This window comes from Faecalispora jeddahensis (genome assembly GCF_000577335.1).
Taxonomy (GTDB): Bacteria; Bacillota; Clostridia; order Oscillospirales; family Acutalibacteraceae; genus Faecalispora; species Faecalispora jeddahensis.
In genome coordinates this window covers 14,393-33,140 of record NZ_CBYL010000025.1, presented here as the reverse complement: position 1 = coordinate 33,140, position 18,748 = coordinate 14,393, and the positions used below count along the sequence as shown (strand labels likewise).

Sequence of the window (18,748 nt, the reverse complement as noted above, 5' to 3'; positions counted from 1 at the left end):
GGCAGGGCAATACCGGGATTCCCTTTGTTTTATATACAATCAATCAAAAAGAGAAATCAACCCGTTGGATCAAGAAATCAATTTTGAAAGGATGAGAGAAATTATGAGTAATGCGTATTTTAAGTTGCAGATGCCCGACAATGAACCGGTTAATTCCTATCTGCCCGGTACCCCTGCCCGTGCCAGCCTGAAGGCGGAATTGGCGCGCCAGGCTCAGACCCAGGTGGAAATTCCGCTGATTATCGGCGGCAAAGAGATCTTTACCGGAAAAACAGGCAAAAGCGTTATGCCCCACGATCATCAGCATGTGCTGGCAACTTTCCATATGGCAGGGGAGAAAGAGCTCAAAGAAGCGGTAGAGGCCTCCATGCAGGCAAAGGCCGAATGGGAAGCAATGCCCTGGGAGCACCGCGCCGCTATTTTCCTGAAAGCGGCAGACCTGCTGGCCGGGCCATGGCGTGACCGCGTCAATGCCGCCACCATGCTGGGGCAGAGCAAGACCGCGTTTCAGGCGGAGATCGATTCTGCCTGCGAATTGGCCGATTTCCTGCGCTTCAATGTGTATTTTGCCCAGCAGATCTACACAGAGCAGCCGAACAATACGCCCGGCGTGTGGAACCGTACCGAATATCGCCCGCTGGACGGCTTTGTCGCTGCCATCTCTCCTTTCAATTTCACCTCCATCGGCGGCAATCTGTGCACCGCTCCCGCCATTGCCGGCAACACCGTAGTGTGGAAGCCCGCTTCCACCGCTGTTTTGTCCAACTACTATTTCTTCAAAGTACTGGAAGAGGCTGGCCTGCCTGCCGGTGTCATCAACTTTGTACCTTGCCGCGGCACGGATGTCAGCAAATATATTCTGACAGATCCCAGACTGGCCGGCTTCCATTTCACCGGTTCTACAGAGGTGTTCCGCGGTGTGTGGTCTCTGGTAGGGGAGCACATCAATTCCTATATCAACTATCCCAGACTGGTGGGTGAAACCGGCGGCAAGGATTTCGTGTTTGCGCACAAGTCCGCACAGATCACTCCTCTGGTAACCGCTTTGGTGCGGGGCGCCTTTGAATATCAGGGCCAGAAATGCTCCGCAGCTTCGCGTGCGTTTATTCCCGCCAGCCTGTGGCCTCAGGTGAAGAAGCTGATGCTCGATGAAATTTCCAAAATCAAGGTCGGCGATATTCAGGATTTCAGCAACTTTATGGGTGCTGTCATTGACGCGAATTCTTTTGAAACAATCAAAGGCTTTATCGACAGAGCGAACCAGTCCCAGGAAGCGGAAGTCCTGTGCGGCGGTTACGACGATTCAAAAGGCTGGTTCGTTTATCCCACCGTGATTCAGGCGCAGAAGGCGGATTATGAATCTATGGTAAAAGAAATCTTTGGGCCGGTTCTTACCGTTTATGTCTATCCTGATGAAGAATTTGAGAAGACCCTGGAGCTGTGCGACACGGCGACTCCTTATGCGCTCACCGGTGCAATCTTTGCGCAGGACCGTCAGGTGATTGTGGAGATGGAGCGTAAGCTGAACAACGCGGCGGGCAACTTCTATATCAACGACAAACCTACCGGGGCAGTCATTGGTCAGCAGCCCTTTGGCGGCGCCAGAGCTTCCGGTACCAATGACAAGGCAGGCAGCATTTTGAATATGTATCGCTGGATCAGCCCGCGCACTTTGAAGGAAAGCTTTGTCCCCGCAGAAACAGTGTCTTATCCTTTTATGGATGAAGCCTGATTCGATTCCGTAAAGGAGGTGTATAAGATGGATTTTACCAATGCGACCATTATTAAAAAAGCAAATGTGTATTTTGATGGAAAAGTCAGCAGCCGTACGGTTGTGCTGCCGTCCGGTGAGCGGAAAACGCTGGGATTTATGATGCCGGGCGAATATGTCTTCGGAACCGACGCACCGGAGCTGATGGAGCTGCTGGCAGGCCAAGCGGAAGTGCGTTTGAAGGAAGAAGACCCACCCAAGACATACCGTGAGGGGGATACCTTTTCCGTACCGGGAAAATCCAGCTATTCTATCCGCGCAATCACTTGCCTGGATTATTGCTGCTCTTACCTGTAAAACCTGAAAAAGACATTAATTTAATACTGAAAGATGCTTTCAAAGAGGGGAGTATTGTTTGCCATCGTTTTGGTGGCGGGCGATATTCCCCTTTCTGTTTTGCATTCTGAACAGACGCTGCTGCAGAAAACGGCTTGGAAACGGCCGGTGAAAATAGTGAAACCAAATCAGCAAAGAAACGGAACTCCATGCCGGCGGCTTTCGTTCCTGAAAAGCGAATATATTCCAAAGGAAAATGATTTTTTCTGTGATCTGAGATTCAAAATACCTAAAAAACAATCGGTATTTTTGTATTGTAATGATATCTATAATTTTTATTTTCATTGACAGTATTTCATGTAAATGATATAATTTAATTACTAAATTCATATAAATGAAATATTCAAACGATTGTGGCCTTGATGATGAAATGAAACGAAAGCGTGCAGCAGTACAAAAAAGGGAGTTTTCTTTATTCCCGCAAAATGAAAGGGGGATTATGCCAGCCTGAATTGACATACTTTCCAGCGGTTTTCCTACATCTTTGCCCATGGGTGTCGGGGCAAAACAGAAACAGGACGAGGAGTGATAGTTGTGGTTACAAAAGAAAAGGAAGCTACTTCCGATGCAATTGATTTTTCTCAGGATAAACGGTTTTTTGGTCACCCCAAAGGGCTAGGCGTTACCTCAACAGTTATTTTGTCACAGGCCTTTGGTAACTATGGTATGTCCGCGATTTTAATCTATTATCTTTATACTGCAGTGGCGCAGGGCGGGCTTGGCTTCAGCCAGACCAACGCGGCGCAGTTCGTGAATGTTTACAGCTCGCTTTCGTTTATGGCAGGTATTTTGGGCGGGTATATGGCGGACCGCTTTTTGGGAATTCGAAAAGCTCTGGGTATTGGCTATCTGGTCAAGACAGTGGGATATTTGCTGCTCGCAATCCCGGGCGGCGGCACGGCTCTGTATCTGGCCAGCCAGTTCTTACTTCTGGTTGCCGGTATGTGCATGGGCAACAGCCTGAACGCGCTGGCGGGCAAAATGTACAGCAAGACGGACGAGCGCCGCGATTCCGGATTCAGCTTAATGTATGTGATGAACAATGTAGGGGCCATAGCGCCAATCGTTACCGGTACTGTGGCACTGATGCTGAATTACAATGCGGGCTTTCTGGTGGCAGGCATCGTTCAGGGCCTGGGATGGCTGCTTTACATATTAACGGCGAACAAGGTGTTCGGCGATGCCGGAGTGCAGCCGGATGACCCGGCAGAGCCCGCACACCGGAAAGCAACCATTACGAAAGTGGTCGGCATTCTGGTAGTCTTAGTAGGCGCTTTTGCAGGGCTGCTTCTGTCGGGTACCATCACCCCGACTATGTTCTGCAACGGTGTCAGCACTATCAGCATTTTTGTGCCAATGGCTTATCTGATCTACATTTATACCAGCAGAAAGACCAGTCGTGAAGAAGCAAGACGCATCATACCTTTTGTGTTTGTTTTTGTGGCAAACTGCTTTGCAATGATGATCTGGAACCAGTCCACAACAATTTTGGCTATTTACGCGGCAGAACGTGTCAACATGAATTTCTTCGGCTATGAGATGACCCCTGCTGCATTCCAGACGGTTCCCGCCATTTATGCGGTACTATTTGGTCTGTTGTGCAGTGCCCTTTGGAACAAGATGGGAAATCGTCAGCCCTCTACGCCGCTGAAGTTTGGCATCGGCACCGCGTTTTGGGCCTTTGGTCCCCTGTTTATGGTGATTCCGTTCCTGCTGTATCCCTCTAATGTCCGGGTCAGCCCCATGTGGCTGATGATCTTTTATGCTTTGATCATTTGGGGCGAAGCGATGACCTCTCCTGTTGGCATGTCTGCGGCTACCAAGGTGGCACCCACGGCTTTTACCGCGCAGATGGTAACGGTCTGGCAGCTCAGCCAGTCAACCGGCTCAGGACTTAGCGCGCTCGCTGCAAACTTTTATGTGGAAGGCTCTGAAACCGGGTATTTCCTGTTTATCGGCGGCATTACGCTTTTGGTTGGTCTGGTTCTTTGGATCGGCAATAAAAGACTTGGCAGGATGATGGAGTAAGAGTTTCTGGAAAGTGATTTTCTGAGGAGTTGTATCAATCGGAAGTGCCAGAAATTTGCACACAATCCATAGGATGCTTTTTCAAGAAAGGAAGCGGTTGTTGTGATCTTAAAAGCAGAACATCTTATTTTGGGGGACGGAAAGACCGTTTTGGAACAAGGCGCTGTCTGCGTGGATTCCGAAGGAAAAATCAAAAGCATTGGCCCTTCTGACCAGGTCGTACAGCAAAATCCCGGAGAAGAAATTCGGGATTATGGGGAGGCGACGATCCTGCCCGGGCTGTTTGATATGCATGTCCATTTTGGCTACTATTACAGCCAGCTCGGCCTGTCGGAGTATGACGACTATATGGTTGCCTACTACGCGCTGAAGCAGGCGGCATATGCCTTGGACCTGGGTATCACCACGGTGAGAGACCTTGCCTCTCCGTATAATTTATGCAAAAAAATGCGTATGGCGGGGGAAACGGGTTTTATAGAGGTTCCGCGGATTTTCCATACGCATACAGGAATTTGTATGACGGGCGGTCACGGACATGAGGACGGTATTACAGAGGTGGACGGTGTCTGGCCGCTGCGCAAGGAAATTCGCCGCCAGCTTCGTGACGGGGCGGACTGGATTAAGATTTTGACAAGCAACCGGGAGAATTTTCCGGAATTTACGCAGGAAGAGCTGGATGCCGCGGTGGACGAATGCCACCGCAGGGGTGTTAAAACAGCGGTTCATGCCGGTACGCAGCCCGCAATTCAAATGTGCATTGACGCCGGGTTTGACACCATAGAGCACGGCACCTTTATGACTTTGGCCCAGGCGGAACAGATGGCTGAAAACAATCAGGCTTGGGTTCCCACCATAACGGCGTACACCTATCTTTATGAATACACCAAGCGCCTTATTGAGGAAGGCGGGGATCTGTCCAATCCGATTTCCGCCCGCGCGGTCAAGGATCAGGCATTCTTCGAGCCGGCTGCAAATGCATACAAGAACAATTTTAAAAAGTTTTACGATACGGGCGTTACGGTTCTGGCAGGCTCCGACATGGTGCTTTATGGAGCGCCGCCGCTGCCGATTCATCAGGAGCTTGCTTATATGGTAGAGTACGGCATCACGCCGGTACAGGCGATTGCCACGGCTACCGGAAATCCCTCTCGTGTGATGGGGTTGGAGAAGATTACCGGATTCCTGCATCCCGAGCTGCAGGCGGATTTGCTGGTAGTACAGGGCAATGCCGCCAAAGACATCCACGCGCTGGATGAGGTGCTGGGCGTTTATCTGGGCGGCCGCCTCGTCAGAGGAGATTGAAGTTGGGTATTGCTGTGGAAGAAAGGAAGCGTAATCGTTAATGAGCAAGCTGAGTGAAGAAAAACTTTTCAGCTATTTGGAGGAAGAAAAGCTGGATGCGTTTTTCGTGTCCAAAGAAGTGAACGTGCGGTTTATCAGTGAATTTACCGGGGATTGCAGTTTCCTGCTGATTACCAGAAGCGGAAAAAAGTTTTTCATTACGGATCCGCGTTTCACAGAACAGGCATCCATCGAATGCCCGGAATATGAAATCTACATTTGGCGCAAGCCTGGGATTGCCGGCCTGACGGTAGGCGATGCCATTGGGGAATTGGCAAAGCAGGAGGGCTTAAAGCAGGTGGCTTTTGAGTCGGAAGCGGTTTCTTACGAAACCTATCTGAGCCTGCAGGAACGCTCCAAAGCAGAGCTCGTTTCGGTATCCGGCGTGCTGGATCAGTTGCGGATCATCAAAACTTCCCAAGAGATTGCCTGGCAGCGTGCCGCCTGCGAAATTTCCTGCCGAGCGCTGGATCGGCTTCTGCCGGAAATCCGCGTGGGCGTGACGGAGAAGACTCTGGCTGCAAAGCTTTCCCTTTATATGGTGGAGGAAGGCGCAGACACCATGCCTTACGGCAATATCCTGATTTCCGGTGCGCGAACCTCGCTGCTGCACGGCATCCCTTCGGCGAAGTCCATTGAATACGGCGATTTCGTACTGATGGATTTTGGCTGCCAGGTGAACGGCTATATGTCCGATATGACACGCACTGTGGTTGTGGGAAAGGCTACGGAAAAGCAGCGTGAAGTTTATGAACTGGAAAAGCAGATGGTGGCGGACAGTCTGGCTGTTACCAAAGCGGGTACTCCGTGCAAGGAGGTCTATCTGGCGTCCCTCAAAGCAATTAAGAATACGGAATACTTCGGATACCACTACACCAATATTGGTCATGGGATTGGCCTGTTTGTCCATGAAATGCCCATGTATACGGAAACCAGCACGGATATTCTTCAGGCAGGCAACGTAAGAACCATTGAGCCCGGCATTTATATCCCCGGATGGGGAGGCGTACGTATTGAGGATCAGATTCTGGTGACGGAGGATGGTTACGAAAATATGGTCCGTTTTACCCATGACCTGATTGAACTTTAAAAGAGCTTACGTCAGAAAAGCTGAATTCCCCCGGATTTTGTCTCCTTTTGCCCTTTCTCTGCCGCACCGGGCCTTTCGACTCTCCACGTAGTCCGGTGCGGTGAGGGCAAAATGGAAATGCAGCCTGTCGGAACATCAATTTGTAATAGACCAAAAAGGAGCCAGTAGGCGTCCTTTTTCTGCTTGATTTGAGGAATACCGGCGCAGAAAAGTCACTAAATGAAAAAACGGAAAGAGTGTTTTCAGGCGCTCTTTCCGTTTTTTCATTTGTATTGGGAGTTCGGCAAAAAATAAAACAATATATTTGAATAAGCTTTTCATTCATTTTTTCTCCTGTTTCTAAAAATGAAAATCCACCGGTGTAGCCGGCGGATTTTTATTAGAAAGCTTTATTTTCCCCATGCTTGATGAAGATATTTTCAAAGATGCTCTTCGCAGCCGGGGTGGCGGCCAGCCCGCCCTGTGCGGTTTCGCGCAGCTGGGTGGGGAGCATTTTGCCGGTGTGGTACATGGCGGCGATCACCTGATCCGGCGGGATAACGCTGCGCTGACCCGCGAGCGCCCAGTCCGCGCTCAGCAGAGCGTTTACGGTTTGGGAGGCGTTGCGCTGCGCGCAGGGCACCTGTACCAGCCCAGCCACCGGGTCGCAGACCAACCCCATGGCGTTCATCAGGCAGAAGCTTCCGGCGTGCAGGGCGGCTTCCGGCGAGCCGTGGCAAAGCTCCACGGCGGCGGCCGAGGCCATTGCGGCGGCTACGCCGCACTCCGCCTGGCACCCGCCCTCCGCTCCGGCCACCGTCGCGTTGCGCGTGATGATCGCGCCGAGCCCCGCGGCGGTCAGCAGGCCGCACAGAACTTCCCGCAGCGTCAGGCCGCGTTTGTCCCGCACAGAGAGGAGCACCGCCGGCAGAATCCCGCAGGCGCCAGCGGTGGGCGCCGCGCAGATTTTTCCCATGGCCGCGTTGACCTCGCTGCACGAAAAGGCCAGCGCCATGGAATGGTTCATCCAGGAGCCGCACAGAGAAGAATCCAGATTGGAGTATTCGTTCTGAATCTGGCTGACGCCGGTAATCAGGCCGCCGATGGCGTGCTGGGGGCTAGAAAGCGCTTTTGTCGCCGAGCGTTCCATGACCCCATAGGTTTTCTCCAGCCGATCAAAAACCTGCTGCTCTGTTTTTTCGGTCAGTTCCATTTCGTTTTCCAGAACGATCCGCCAGAGGGGAACAGACCGTTCCTGCGCCTGACTCAGCAGCTCTTCTGCGGTTCGGTACACGGCGATTCCTCCTCTCTGAAAAGATTGATGGCGCGCACCTGAAACACCTTGGGGATAGTCCTGAGCTGTTCAGCAGCCTGCTCTGGAATGGCCTCGTCGGTTTCGATCGTGCAGAGCGCGGTACCGCCCTTTTTCAGGCGGCTGACCTTCATCACCGCGATGTTGATCCCGTATTCCGCCAGAACGCCGGTCAGCTTGCTGATGGCTCCGGGGCGGTCCTGATAGCTTAAGATCAGTGCCGGCGACTGTGCGGTGAAGTATGTGGGGAAATCGTCGATTTGCGTAATGATGATCTGCGCGCCGCCGATGGAGGAGCCGATCACCCGGCAGATCAGGCGGTCCTGCCGAAAAAAGCTGAGGACGGCTGTGTTTTCGTGCGCTCCCTCCAGCTCCGTTTCATAAAAATTGTACGAGAGGCCGGCCTGCTTTGCCATTTCGAATGCGTTCGGCAGACGCTCGTCGTCTTCGTAATATCCCAGCGCACCGAATACCAGCGCCCGGTCGGTGCCGTGGCCGCGGTATGTTTTCGCGAAGGAGCCGTGCAGCCCGAACGATACGCGGTCATACGGTTCCCCCGCGATAATTCCCGCAATCCGGGCCAATTTGGCTGCGCCCGCAGTATGCGAGCTGGAGGAGCCGATCATGATCGGGCCAACGACCTCAAAAACACTGAGTTCCATAGTTGCTGCCTCTTTCCGCAAGTTTTATCCTGCCCCGCCTGCTGCAAAGGCAAGTGATTTTCTCAGGGATTATGGTTCCCCAAAAAGCTTTCATATCTTACCTACATTTTATCACAATTCTCATAAATAAAATAGAAGAGCCAAGAAAAACGGAGGATTTTCCGACATTTCTTAGCTGAAAAAATGACCGCCGGATATCGGATAAAACCTATTTGCCAGTTTTATCTGAAGAGCGACGGTAACTCTCACTTTATTCCTGAAACGCATCGATTACGGACTGCCAGATCTTTTGAAATACATTGCACATTCTTTGGAAAGGACCCATTTCCTGCTTTTCCTTTTCCAGATCTTCGGTGCTGTTGTCATCGTTATCGACGCTGATTTCCTCGGTTCGCAGAATGATCTGGATGCTTTCGGGAGAAGGGTTTTTCGCGGAGGTGAAGGAAATTGGCTTCGCCTCGGCGTCCAGGTTTAAAAGGTTGCTGTCATCCTCATATTTATCCGTTTCCTTATCGATTGTATCCTTGATGCTGTTGTTCGCCTTTTTGATGACCGAGGTCTGGGAGATACCGTCAAGGCTCTTTCCCAGCACGTCGATCAGGCCGTTCAAACTGTCGCGGGTCCCAGCATCCAGATCCCCGTCACTGGCTTTCATCGTGGCTTCAAACGATGAAAGGAAAGCGTTTGAACTGTTCAAGGCGTTTGTCAGGCGGCGCGTCAGTTCTTCAGTATCTTTCAGAGCGCCGACCACTTCGGGTTCGTATTGATTCATCGTTCCGTTCAGGGCCGTCATTTGATCGATCAAAGCCTCCCCTTGCCGCAGCAGGCCCTGTGTGGAGTCGCCCAATTGGTTGGAATGCCTGAGCATCGAATCCGCAGCGTCCGCACCGTCATCCAGCGCGTCGAAGTAATCTTCCGCCAGATTGGCAGTGTCCTCCGCCGTATCAAGATATTCATCCGCCTGGTCGCATACCGCGCCCAGCGCAGCCACAAGCTGGTTTGTTGAGTCGATCACGGCTTGCGTCTTCTCTAATAAGGCGATTTTGGTGGAATTCTCCGGGTCGCTGGGATCGCCGGTGTCTGCCAGCACGCGCTGTAATTGTTCGAGGAGAGTGCTCAACTCTGTCAGGCTTTTGTTCAGGGAGCTCAGTAACGGCTGCAGTGTGTTCAGAGTTACTCTCGCACTTTTCATATCCTCCTTCATGTCGTCCAGAATCGCGTCTCGGTCGTCAGACACATCGTCGATATCGTCAAGCACATCCCGCAGCTCCTTCGCATCGCCTTGGATTTTACCAATGGAACTGTCAAGCGAGTCAAGGTAGGGCTTGACTCCCTCGACAGTTTTTGTCAGTGCGTTCAGGTTATCGTTCACATCCCCGACCATCTGCTGGGCACTCTGCAGATGGGGAACCAGCAGCGCCGTCTGCTGCGCGACGGCGGAGAGATCCGCAAGGCTCAAATCCGCTTTGTCGTACAGCTCATCCTTTGCGGAGCTGATTGTGCCGCGCGCCTGATCCACAGAGGAAAGGCCGGACTGTACCCGCCTAAGGCCGACGGACGTGGATTCGATCGTCCCCAGGATCACATTGGTGCTGTCATTGATTGCATCTGCGGAATCCTTTACCGTATCCTTGTCTTCCTTAAGTTCTTTGATGTCCTTCATCTGTTCGAGCGTGCCCGGTACCATCATGATAACCATGCCGTCGGTTTCAAATTTCTTCGTCCCAATGCGCATGGTAAAGGTCGTTTCCTCCCCGGGCAGCGCGGCAAACACAACAAGCTTCGATTTTCCCACTGTCTGCACCTGCGCTCCGGGCGCTTCGACACTCAGGGTGTCTTCCATATCTACCATGGTACCGACCTGCAAGAGCATATTATTTTTGTAATAATCGCTTACGCTTTTGTTCGGTATGGCTTTCATGCTGATTTCCACCATACCGGAAGCCCCGGCCAGTTTGTCGGCGTCGGCGGGGACACCGTTGAGCTTGTAGGAAACATCGAAGCTCCAAGGCAGGCTTGCGGCATTCGGCTTGAGCGCGCATTCATAGAAAAAATCCCCTGTGCCCTCCGGCAGCTTCCAGCTGACGCCTTGTGCGGTAACGCTTGGCTCCGCCAGATTGGACATATTGGTCACTCTTTCATAGGAACCATAATCCGTGAATTCGTTGTTCCCATTTAAACTGATTCTTTTCACGACATTGATTTGTTCCACTTTTCCGTAATGGTCCAAATTGATATACATCGATTCATCCGCTGTCACCGACGGCACGGCGGCCCGTGCAGTCACTGCCGATGACGGAATGAGTATGGCGGCGGACAGAAAAGTCGCCAGAATTCTTTTTCCTGTTTTCATCATATAACAACCTCCTGTTGCAATTTTGATGGATCAAGCTTATACGCCCTTTTTTCGCTCGATCTTCCGGGGCCGGAAAAGCTTTTTCGGGAAAGCTTTTAGGTTCTTGAGCAAATCCTTTAGACTGACCCGCTTCGGCGGAGCTTTGCCGCTTTTCACCTCGCGCCGCCGTCGCAAACGTTCTTCGTGTCTTTGCCGGCCACACACGATCGGTTTGTCAAACAGATACAGGATCGCGGGAAGCAGGAAAACCATGATTGTAATGCTCAGCAGCCCGCCGCGTCCAATCAAAAGTCCTAAATCTCCGATTGCCTTAATGGAGGAAGTGAAATGCAGAATATACCCCGCACCGGAAAGAATCATGGCCGAAGAAAGAATAGAAGGGGTACACGTTGTGATCGTTTCGATGTATGCCTGCTTTCGCTCCATCCTTTCACGAAAATCAAGGTAAGTAGTAGCGATCAGGATCCCATAGTCGTCCGTGGCGCCCAGAATCAGGTTGCTGATAATTAAATAACCCAAAAACGTTGTAGTGCTCCCTGCCAGATAGGGGAAAATCATATCGAGAAATATGGTCATTTCAACCGGAATCATCAGCAAGAAAGGAACAAGAACCGATTTGAACGTAATCGCGTAAACGATGCCGACAGCCAGAAGGGAAAGCAGGTCGACCGTAGTATAGTCGGCGTTAATTGTGGCTTTGATGTCCTGTGTGGAAGGGGTCTCGCCAACCACATGGGAATCCTCGGGATAGTACTTTTTTACAAGCGCCTGAATTTCGTCAGAGGCCTGGAACGAAAGCTCGCTTTCACTCTTGGTTTTGATATAAATCAGCATCCGCGCATATTGCTCCGTGTGCAGATTGCTTCGTTCGCTTTTCGGAATGATACTGGCCGGAACACCTTCCGGAAGTGTGTTTGCAAGCGAGGTGACGCTTTTCACATAGCTGAGATCCTCCAGTTCGTCCGAGAGCTGCTTCTCTTTTACCATGGAAGTGTTCGGGTACAGGACCATCAGCAAATTGCTGCGCCCAAACTGCGCGTTGATCGCCTGCTCATCTATGTACACCTGCGTGCCGGGGCTCGCGCCCATTGACTCGTTTCCATAAACGAAATCATTCATGTCTTGTGCAACAAAGGCCGGTACTGCGACAAGTGCGGCAAAAATCAGCACAGCATGGCGCATTTTGAAAGAAAGTCTGCCTAGTTTTCCAAACTTTGGCAGGAACGGACGGTGCGCTGTTTTTTCGACCAGTCCGTAGCTGTGCAGAATCAGTGCGGGCATCAGGAAGAGCACAGTGGCCATACTGATAACGATTCCTTTCGCCAGAACAATTCCCAGATCGAAGCCAATGGTGAATTTCATCGTCGCCAGCATCAGAAACCCTGCGATCGTGCTCACTCCGCTGGGAATGATGGAGCCCATGGCTTCGTCCAGGGCATTGCGGATTGCCTGCTCCGGCTCCTCGCCGGCTTCCTTTTTCCTGATGAACGCATGCAGCAGGAAAATGGAAAAGTCCATAGAGCAGGCAAGCAGCAATACGGACGAGACGTTTGAAGTCAAGAAAGAAATTGTTCCCAGAAAAACATTCGTGCCATTGTTTATGACGATGACGATTCCCATGATAAACAGAAATAAAATCGGCTCGAACCACGAGGTCGTCGATAAGACCAAAACCAGACCGATCAGTACGAAGGCAAGCGTCAAAATCTTACCCATTTCGCTTTTCAGATTCTCGCTGACAGACTTATCCTGTACGGCAGGACCGATCAGATGCCCTTTTGTTCCGGTTATTTTCCGGATCTCGTCGATTGCCTTTGAAGTTTGATTGCTCGTGTCGCCTTCCTTAAAAACAATATCCATGACGGAATGTTCATTTTTGTAATAATCTTCAATATCCTCACTCTCGACGAACGATCCTGCCTGATAAACATCCGTTTCGGAATCGGCCCAAAGCACCCGATCAACGCCGCCGACCGCTTCTATCTTTTCTTTATAGGCCTTGGCCTCATAGAGTGAAACGTCGTCCACCATCACGCGTGCGGTTCCGGGATAGCCGAACTCCTTTTCCATCAGGTGAATCCCATGTTCCGACGGAGTGTCGGCCGGGAGGTATTCTTTTAAATCGTAATTAATTTCGACAAACAGGCTGCAGAAAAGGCTGAGAACAACAAGCACTGCAAAAATGATTTCGAGTGCCCGGCGTCGGTCGACGATAAAATCGATGATATTGCGTTTAGATGGTAATTTAATATGTGTTTTCATTATATAAGAATCTCCTTCTGTTCTTCATGGCAGTAGAAGCAGTTAACTGAAATAGAATTTTGTTGATTAATTGACTTAAATCTATTATAATAAAACGTGTAAAAGACGACAATAGTCAATTTAAGAGCTGTGTGTCTGATAATCAACATAAATATATCATTGCGTTGAATTGAGGAAATAATTATGAAAAATGATAAAATACATGAATGCGATCAGGATAAAATGATTAAAAATGATAAAACGGACCGTCGTGTACGTAAGACAAAAAGGCAGCTCCGTCAAGGTTTGACGGAGCTGCTGGAAGAGAAAAGTGTAAAAGATATTACCGTTAAGGAATTATCCGATTTGGTGGATATCAACCGCGGAACCTTTTATTTGCACTATAAAGATATATTTGATATGGTAGAACAGATTGAAAATGAAATGTTTGAAAGTTTTCGCAGTGTGTTGGATGAATATCCGGTGAACGCGTTAAATGGAAAACCGCTGCCGATGATAGTAGACCTTTTCCGCTTTATAAAAGAGAATTCCGATATGTGTAAAGTCTTAATCGGTAAAAACGGGGACATATTGTTTGTCGACCGCCTGAAAAATCTGCTCAAAGAGCGTTGTTTAAACGATTGGATGGAAATTTTCAATAAAAACAAATCGCAGAATTTTGAATATTATTACTCTTTTATTGTTTCCGGCTGTATCGGGCTTCTGCAGAGTTGGCTGGAAACCGGGCTGAAAGAATCCCCGGAGCATATGGCTAAATTAGCCGAGCAGATGATAATGACGGGGATAAAAGTAATTCAATAAATTATCTTCATTTATTATCCCAATGTTTACGTTGACAAGTAGCTGATCCATTGGCAAAGCTTTTTCACGCTGATGCACCCAGCTATACTATTGTTGCACATGGTTACGTTCTCTTTTGTCCTAAAAGGTAGTCAGTGGTTAAAAATAGAAAAGATAAATTCACTTACAAACAGATTTTAATTAGGTGGCTTTCATGGCAAGAATGCGCTGGCTTTCAATGATTTCCAGACAATACGTGCAATATAGAAAATTAACCCTGTTAATACCATGCAGCTATATTTCAGAATGACCTGATATATGTGATGAACCCTTTTACTGGTTCGCTAATCATAGTGAGATAACAACTCTATATAGCTGCATAGCTGCGTTCAATGGATTTGTAGCAAACCAGTCGGATCATTTATCCGACTGGTTTGTTATTGTTTATTGATCCTACAAAAAGGGGGATGGCTCCTTTGCTGAAAATAATATTTATGGTTGCATGTCAGCCTCTATATCAGTTATAGGCTATGAAATGGTCTAGAGAAATGTTTGATTCCGAAAGAGCATACTCCAGTAATTACATGAAAAAACTTGATGAAGTACTATTTATCTGATGATTTCTGTTAATAATATCAATAAATCAATTTTCATTTAGATGAGGTGCGATTTTGACTCTTGTAGTGTTAGGAATAGTTTCAATTGTTGCCTGTTATAAATTTGGCGATTTGAAAAATTGGGAAAAATATTATTCAACGATACTTTTTTACAATATAGGGGCATTGACGGAAAATATCATTACACGCAATAAACCACTATGGTTATTCTATGGGACCCATCTAACGGATACAATCGCTGACTATGTATTTGGCTTTTTAATCTTTCCTTGCATTATCATTGTATATTTATCCAATTATCCTAAAGCGAAAATAAAACAAGTCTTATATACATCCGCTTTTATTTCATTTATGTCTTTGGTCGAGTTGATATTATATGGCATCAATGATTTGCAATACTACAATGGGTGGAATGTCAGCTGGTCCATTTTACTCTATGTCGGCGTATTTCCTTTGTTGCAGTTACATTTAAAGAAGCCCTTGCTGGCTTTATTTGTCTTGTTCATACTGACTATAGGTGGATTAGTATATTTTAAAATTCCAATAATAAATTGATAGTAAAAGGGGAACACATCAATTGATGTCATATATTCCAGAAGAAGTTACTATACAAAATCAACTTACTGATGTGCGCATCAATGAATGGCTTTCAGAAGAATTCCTGAAACCCAAATGGTGGGCACTTATTTTAATCGTCCTGATTCTCTTTGTGGTTTGGTTTAAAATGATCGATAAATCCAGAATAAGAGAGATCTGTCTATTTACAGTCCTGTTGACGATCATTTTTATGGGCATAGATGAATACGGTGAGGAATTGGTTTTATGGGATTATCCAATTGACATTATTCCATTATTTCCTCCATTATCTTCGATCAATTTAATTAGCATTCCGCTGATTTACTCCCAGATATACCAGCATTTTAAACAAAAGAAGTTTATATATGCAGTTCTGATCAGTTCAGCAGTAATTTGTTTTGTTGCTGAGCCTTTATTGACTTTTTTTGGATATTATGATCTGATCAACTGGCACTATTATGAAAGCTATCCAATTTATGTCGTAGTGACATTGTGCACAAAAGGGATTGTTCAAAAAATCATGTATATTTCAAATAAAAGTAGTTCTATCCGTAATGCAGGGTGAAACATATGAATTATTTATCAATTGATCTTCAATGGAAATTGACAACGAGCCGTTTCGAAGAATGGCTAAAAGAGGAATTATTTCACTTTAAATGGTGGATTTTACTTGCCGTATTCATATTGTCTATATTTATTTGGTGGAAAAGTATCGATAAATCCAGATTAAGTGAACTTGTTTTATTTGCGGGCATTGTATGTATTTTTATTTTAATATTGGATGAATGGGGGGAAGAATTGGCTCTTTGGGACTATCCTGTTAAAATATTTCCTTTATTTCCTCCCATATCGGCCATCGATTTAGCAAGTCTCCCTTTTTTATATTCATTAATTTATCAATATTTTAGTACATGGAAAAGCTATACAATAGCCTCTATTATCATGTCTGTTATATCCTGCTTTGTAATGGAACCTCTTTTCATTTTAAGTGGCATCTATCAGGTGATCACATGGAAAACTTATTATGGACTGCCATTATATTTTGCAATAGCGATTTGTTCCAAATTCATTTTAGTTCAAATAAAAAAGATTGAATCTAAAATGAATTAAAAATACACACCCGATCTTATGATCAGCTTAAGTTAATCGAAATTTCCTTGGGAAGCTCAAAATAACGCCAAGTGATTGACTCTCAGCGAAAAAAAGAACACACGATAAAACGGTATGAGCAGATTTTATTTGCTGATGCCGTTTTGTTCTTTCAAGTTTTGAAAACTGGGAGGGGGCGCTATGTTAAGACCGCCAAATTCCATTTTTAAGAGAATGACACAGGATATGACAATGCTTTTGAGCTAATCAGCCGAAGCGCTTAACCCTGGCCTTATGTTTTTCGGCGTAGGCGGAAAGATTTTATAAGTACACAGATTTCTTTCTCCATACAAATGTGTTGTGTGATGAATCATTTTGATTTTACTATCGAATGAGCCCTCTTAAATAAAGATATTAAAATTCTCTTTCACAATACCCTATAAATTTTTTGGCTGCCGGCGGAAGCTTGTCTGTATTGGGAACAGCGATCCCAAGGGAAATATGCTCTTCCGGCTCTAAAGGGAGTTTTATCACATTACAGATGCGTCCTTTTGTAACGAGTTCATTCATCACACTCATACCGAGGCCGCATTCAATCATTGAGAGGGCCGCATAATTCTCAAAAGTTTCGTAGCGGATTTTAGGGGAGATCTTCGCATTGCGGAACAATTCGACGACATCAAAATCAGATCCACAGGCAGGCATAATAAAATTCTCGGATTCACAATTTTTTAGTGGGTACGCTTTTTCTTTCGCCAAAGGGTGATCGAGAGGGAGGACAGCTATCATCGGATCATCCCGCAAGGGAATCCAATCAAATTTCATGCCCGGCTGATAGCTCATAAATCCCAAGTCTATTTTTTGCTCCTCCAGCCATGAGACCACTTCCTGCCGAATTCCCTCCATCAATTTAATGCGGATGTTAGGATAATCACGCTGAAAGCTTTTAATGATTTTCGGCAGCCAATGCACTGCAATACTGGAATAGCTTCCAATCCGAATGGTTCCACTGTTCAATCCGTTCATTTCAGAAACAGTTTGGGAAAACTCCTCCTCCAAATGCAGCAGCTCGCGCAAAATGGGTACAAGACGTTTGCCGTTTTCAGTTAGCTGAACACCATTTTTGCCCCTCGTCAGAATTTGAAATCCTAATTCCTCTTCCAATGCGTTCATCATGTGCGTCACACCGGACGGCGTGTAGTCAAGCTGTGCGGCGGCCTTGGTGAAGCTCCCCAAATCTGCTGATGCTAAGAACACTTTGTATTTTTTTAAATCCATATTCGATTCTCCTATCTATGAGAAACCGTCAACTTTCAATTGAAAAACCGTCGTTTTACTTAATATGATTTTTATTATATACTGGAAAACAGAAAACAACAAGAATAGGTCTGACGGCAGACAATAAAGGATAGAAAACAGATTTATGGGTAAAAAATTAACGGGGATTTTGTATGCAGTATTGGCTGCAATGATATATGGTTTTACTCCCATTCTGGCAAGGATCGCATTTGACGGAGGGGCCAACGGTATTACGGTTGCTTTTTTAAGGGGAAGTATTTCTCTGCCTGTTCTTTTCATTATTTTGAGGTATAAAAAAATACCTTTAAAACCTGGAGAGAATTGGAAGCTGATTCTGTTGACCGGAGTATTTGGTACTGCGCTCACCACTCTTTTGCTTTATATGTCTTATAACTACATATCGGTTGGGATTGCCACCATACTGCACTTTGTATATCCCCTTTTGGTTTCTGTGGCATGCGCGGTTTTCTTTCGGGAAAAAATGAACCGCTGGAAAATTACCGCCTTAATCCTGTGCAGCATTGGTATTTTTATGTTTATTGATTCCATTTCTTCCTTTGGTATCACAGGAATGTTTTTGGCCCTTTTATCAGGGGGGACCTATGCACTCTACATGGTCTGCGTAGATAAGAGCCAGCTCAAGCATATGGATTACTTTCAGCTGACTCTTTATTTGAATTTCCTTATGTCCGTTGTAGCAGGTATATTTGGGATGTCCACCGGCGAGCTGCATTTTTCGCTCACGCCCAAGGCTTGGATATTATGTGTCCTTGTCTCCTTATTTATCGCTTTGGGCGCATTACCTCTTACACAACGGGCGATTCAGCTGACAGGAGCCTCTACTGTCGCGATATTGTCCACCTTAGAGCCCATCACCAGCATTGTTTTAGGGACACTGATATTAAAAGAAACCGTTTCTTTCTTGAAACTGACCGGCTGTGTCTTTATCATTATCAGTATTTTACTGATTGCAGTAAATGAAGGAAGACAGGATCTCCCCAAACAGCCTTCAAAAACAATGGAGCAGCACATCTCTTGATTGGTTCATCTCTTTAGAAAGAATTGGTCTTTTCCAATCCCGCAAATAAGTACGCCGGGCGTTGCGAAATGCCCGGCGTTTTTTGCAGAAAAGTTGCTGTCACTATGTAAAATAAACAGGGTAAAATCAGAAGCTCTTCCGATTTTACTGCACCGTCAGATCAGGTGGAAGGCTTGATTGATCGGGAAACGATATTTCAAACCTGTCTCTA

General features: G+C 47.1%; 17 protein-coding genes. 11 read left to right on the top strand and 6 right to left on the bottom strand.

Annotation, left to right across the window (positions count from 1 at the left end; all coding sequences use genetic code 11):
* Window positions 1-103: 103 nt before the first annotated feature.
* The 6 genes from pruA to TY09_RS10680 all read left to right on the top strand — a co-directional run bounded on the left by pruA (window position 104) and on the right by TY09_RS10680 (window position 6,566).
* Window positions 104-1,732: an L-glutamate gamma-semialdehyde dehydrogenase gene (gene pruA, locus TY09_RS10705; protein ID WP_042434107.1), complete on the top strand. Its 1,629-nt coding sequence runs from the start codon at window positions 104-106 to the stop codon at window positions 1,730-1,732.
* Window positions 1,733-1,759: 27 nt separating this feature from the next.
* Window positions 1,760-2,068, top strand: coding sequence for a pyrimidine/purine nucleoside phosphorylase (gene ppnP, locus TY09_RS10700; protein WP_009066723.1), 309 nt, complete (start codon window positions 1,760-1,762; stop codon window positions 2,066-2,068).
* Between the two features lie 54 nt (window positions 2,069-2,122).
* Window positions 2,123-2,395: a hypothetical protein gene (locus TY09_RS10695; RefSeq protein ID WP_042434104.1), complete on the top strand. Its 273-nt coding sequence runs from the start codon at window positions 2,123-2,125 to the stop codon at window positions 2,393-2,395.
* A gap of 246 nt (window positions 2,396-2,641) precedes the next feature.
* Window positions 2,642-4,135, top strand: a complete 1,494-nt coding sequence (locus TY09_RS10690) for a peptide MFS transporter (protein WP_009066535.1) — start codon at window positions 2,642-2,644, stop codon at window positions 4,133-4,135.
* 102 nt (window positions 4,136-4,237) lie between these two features.
* Entirely contained in the window at window positions 4,238-5,437 is a 1,200-nt protein-coding gene (locus tag TY09_RS10685; RefSeq protein ID WP_042434101.1) for an amidohydrolase family protein, read from the top strand.
* 40 nt (window positions 5,438-5,477) lie between these two features.
* On the top strand, window positions 5,478-6,566 hold the full coding sequence (locus tag TY09_RS10680; protein WP_042434098.1) for a M24 family metallopeptidase: 1,089 nt from the start codon (window positions 5,478-5,480) through the stop codon (window positions 6,564-6,566).
* On the opposite strand, the gene TY09_RS18340 is transcribed toward TY09_RS10680, so the two are convergent.
* The 5 genes from TY09_RS18340 to TY09_RS10655 all read right to left on the bottom strand — a co-directional run bounded on the left by TY09_RS18340 (window position 6,541) and on the right by TY09_RS10655 (window position 13,137).
* Window positions 6,541-6,891, bottom strand: coding sequence for a hypothetical protein (locus tag TY09_RS18340; protein ID WP_147584656.1), 351 nt, complete (start codon window positions 6,889-6,891; stop codon window positions 6,541-6,543). The genes TY09_RS10680 and TY09_RS18340 overlap by 26 nt on opposite strands.
* Before the next feature lie 54 nt (window positions 6,892-6,945).
* A complete protein-coding gene (sdaAA, locus tag TY09_RS10670) occupies window positions 6,946-7,839 on the bottom strand; it encodes an L-serine ammonia-lyase, iron-sulfur-dependent, subunit alpha (RefSeq protein WP_042434091.1) in 894 nt (297 codons plus the stop codon).
* The gene (gene sdaAB / locus TY09_RS10665; RefSeq protein WP_042434088.1) at window positions 7,812-8,519 is read right to left on the bottom strand and encodes an L-serine ammonia-lyase, iron-sulfur-dependent subunit beta; all 708 of its coding nucleotides are present in this window, start codon (window positions 8,517-8,519) and stop codon (window positions 7,812-7,814) included. The genes sdaAA and sdaAB overlap by 28 nt, the downstream gene beginning before the upstream one ends.
* A 250-nt stretch (window positions 8,520-8,769) precedes the next feature.
* Window positions 8,770-10,875, bottom strand: coding sequence for a hypothetical protein (locus TY09_RS17635; RefSeq protein ID WP_052335601.1), 2,106 nt, complete (start codon window positions 10,873-10,875; stop codon window positions 8,770-8,772).
* Window positions 10,876-10,911: 36 nt separating this feature from the next.
* Complete coding sequence (locus tag TY09_RS10655) at window positions 10,912-13,137, bottom strand: efflux RND transporter permease subunit (protein ID WP_042434086.1); 2,226 nt, start codon at window positions 13,135-13,137, stop codon at window positions 10,912-10,914.
* 183 nt (window positions 13,138-13,320) lie between these two features.
* Between TY09_RS10655 and TY09_RS10650 the strand changes: the two genes are divergently transcribed.
* The 4 genes from TY09_RS10650 to TY09_RS10635 all read left to right on the top strand — a co-directional run bounded on the left by TY09_RS10650 (window position 13,321) and on the right by TY09_RS10635 (window position 16,220).
* Complete coding sequence (locus TY09_RS10650) at window positions 13,321-13,938, top strand: TetR/AcrR family transcriptional regulator (RefSeq protein WP_242841483.1); 618 nt, start codon at window positions 13,321-13,323, stop codon at window positions 13,936-13,938.
* Window positions 13,939-14,588: 650 nt separating this feature from the next.
* A complete protein-coding gene (locus TY09_RS10645; RefSeq protein ID WP_042434084.1) occupies window positions 14,589-15,089 on the top strand; it encodes a CBO0543 family protein in 501 nt (166 codons plus the stop codon).
* 25 nt (window positions 15,090-15,114) lie between these two features.
* Window positions 15,115-15,675, top strand: coding sequence for a CBO0543 family protein (locus tag TY09_RS10640; RefSeq protein ID WP_042434149.1), 561 nt, complete (start codon window positions 15,115-15,117; stop codon window positions 15,673-15,675).
* Window positions 15,676-15,680: 5 nt separating this feature from the next.
* Window positions 15,681-16,220, top strand: a complete 540-nt coding sequence (locus TY09_RS10635; protein ID WP_042434080.1) for a CBO0543 family protein — start codon at window positions 15,681-15,683, stop codon at window positions 16,218-16,220.
* A 393-nt stretch (window positions 16,221-16,613) separates the two neighbouring features.
* Here TY09_RS10635 and TY09_RS10630 read toward each other — a convergent pair whose 3' ends face one another.
* Window positions 16,614-17,477, bottom strand: a complete 864-nt coding sequence (locus tag TY09_RS10630) for a LysR family transcriptional regulator (protein ID WP_042434077.1) — start codon at window positions 17,475-17,477, stop codon at window positions 16,614-16,616.
* A gap of 145 nt (window positions 17,478-17,622) precedes the next feature.
* Between TY09_RS10630 and TY09_RS10625 the strand changes: the two genes are divergently transcribed.
* Window positions 17,623-18,537, top strand: coding sequence for a DMT family transporter (locus TY09_RS10625; protein WP_042434074.1), 915 nt, complete (start codon window positions 17,623-17,625; stop codon window positions 18,535-18,537).
* Window positions 18,538-18,748 lie beyond the last annotated feature (211 nt).

Bases quoted from the DNA above. Each gene is read 5' to 3' on its own strand.
- sdaAB (WP_042434088.1), bottom strand. From the start codon at position 8,519: ATGGAACTCAGTGTTTTTGAGGTCGTTGGCCCGATCATGATCGGCTCC.
- TY09_RS10640 (WP_042434149.1), top strand. From the start codon at position 15,115: ATGTCATATATTCCAGAAGAAGTTACTATACAAAATCAACTTACTGAT.
- TY09_RS17635 (WP_052335601.1), bottom strand. From the start codon at position 10,875: ATGATGAAAACAGGAAAAAGAATTCTGGCGACTTTTCTGTCCGCCGCC.
- TY09_RS10655 (WP_042434086.1), bottom strand. From the start codon at position 13,137: ATGAAAACACATATTAAATTACCATCTAAACGCAATATCATCGATTTT.
- TY09_RS10635 (WP_042434080.1), top strand. From the start codon at position 15,681: ATGAATTATTTATCAATTGATCTTCAATGGAAATTGACAACGAGCCGT.
- TY09_RS10625 (WP_042434074.1), top strand. From the start codon at position 17,623: ATGGGTAAAAAATTAACGGGGATTTTGTATGCAGTATTGGCTGCAATG.
- TY09_RS18340 (WP_147584656.1), bottom strand. From the start codon at position 6,891: ATGAATGAAAAGCTTATTCAAATATATTGTTTTATTTTTTGCCGAACT.
- TY09_RS10680 (WP_042434098.1), top strand. From the start codon at position 5,478: ATGAGCAAGCTGAGTGAAGAAAAACTTTTCAGCTATTTGGAGGAAGAA.
- TY09_RS10630 (WP_042434077.1), bottom strand. From the start codon at position 17,477: ATGGATTTAAAAAAATACAAAGTGTTCTTAGCATCAGCAGATTTGGGG.
- ppnP (WP_009066723.1), top strand. From the start codon at position 1,760: ATGGATTTTACCAATGCGACCATTATTAAAAAAGCAAATGTGTATTTT.
- pruA (WP_042434107.1), top strand. From the start codon at position 104: ATGAGTAATGCGTATTTTAAGTTGCAGATGCCCGACAATGAACCGGTT.
- TY09_RS10650 (WP_242841483.1), top strand. From the start codon at position 13,321: ATGAAAAATGATAAAATACATGAATGCGATCAGGATAAAATGATTAAA.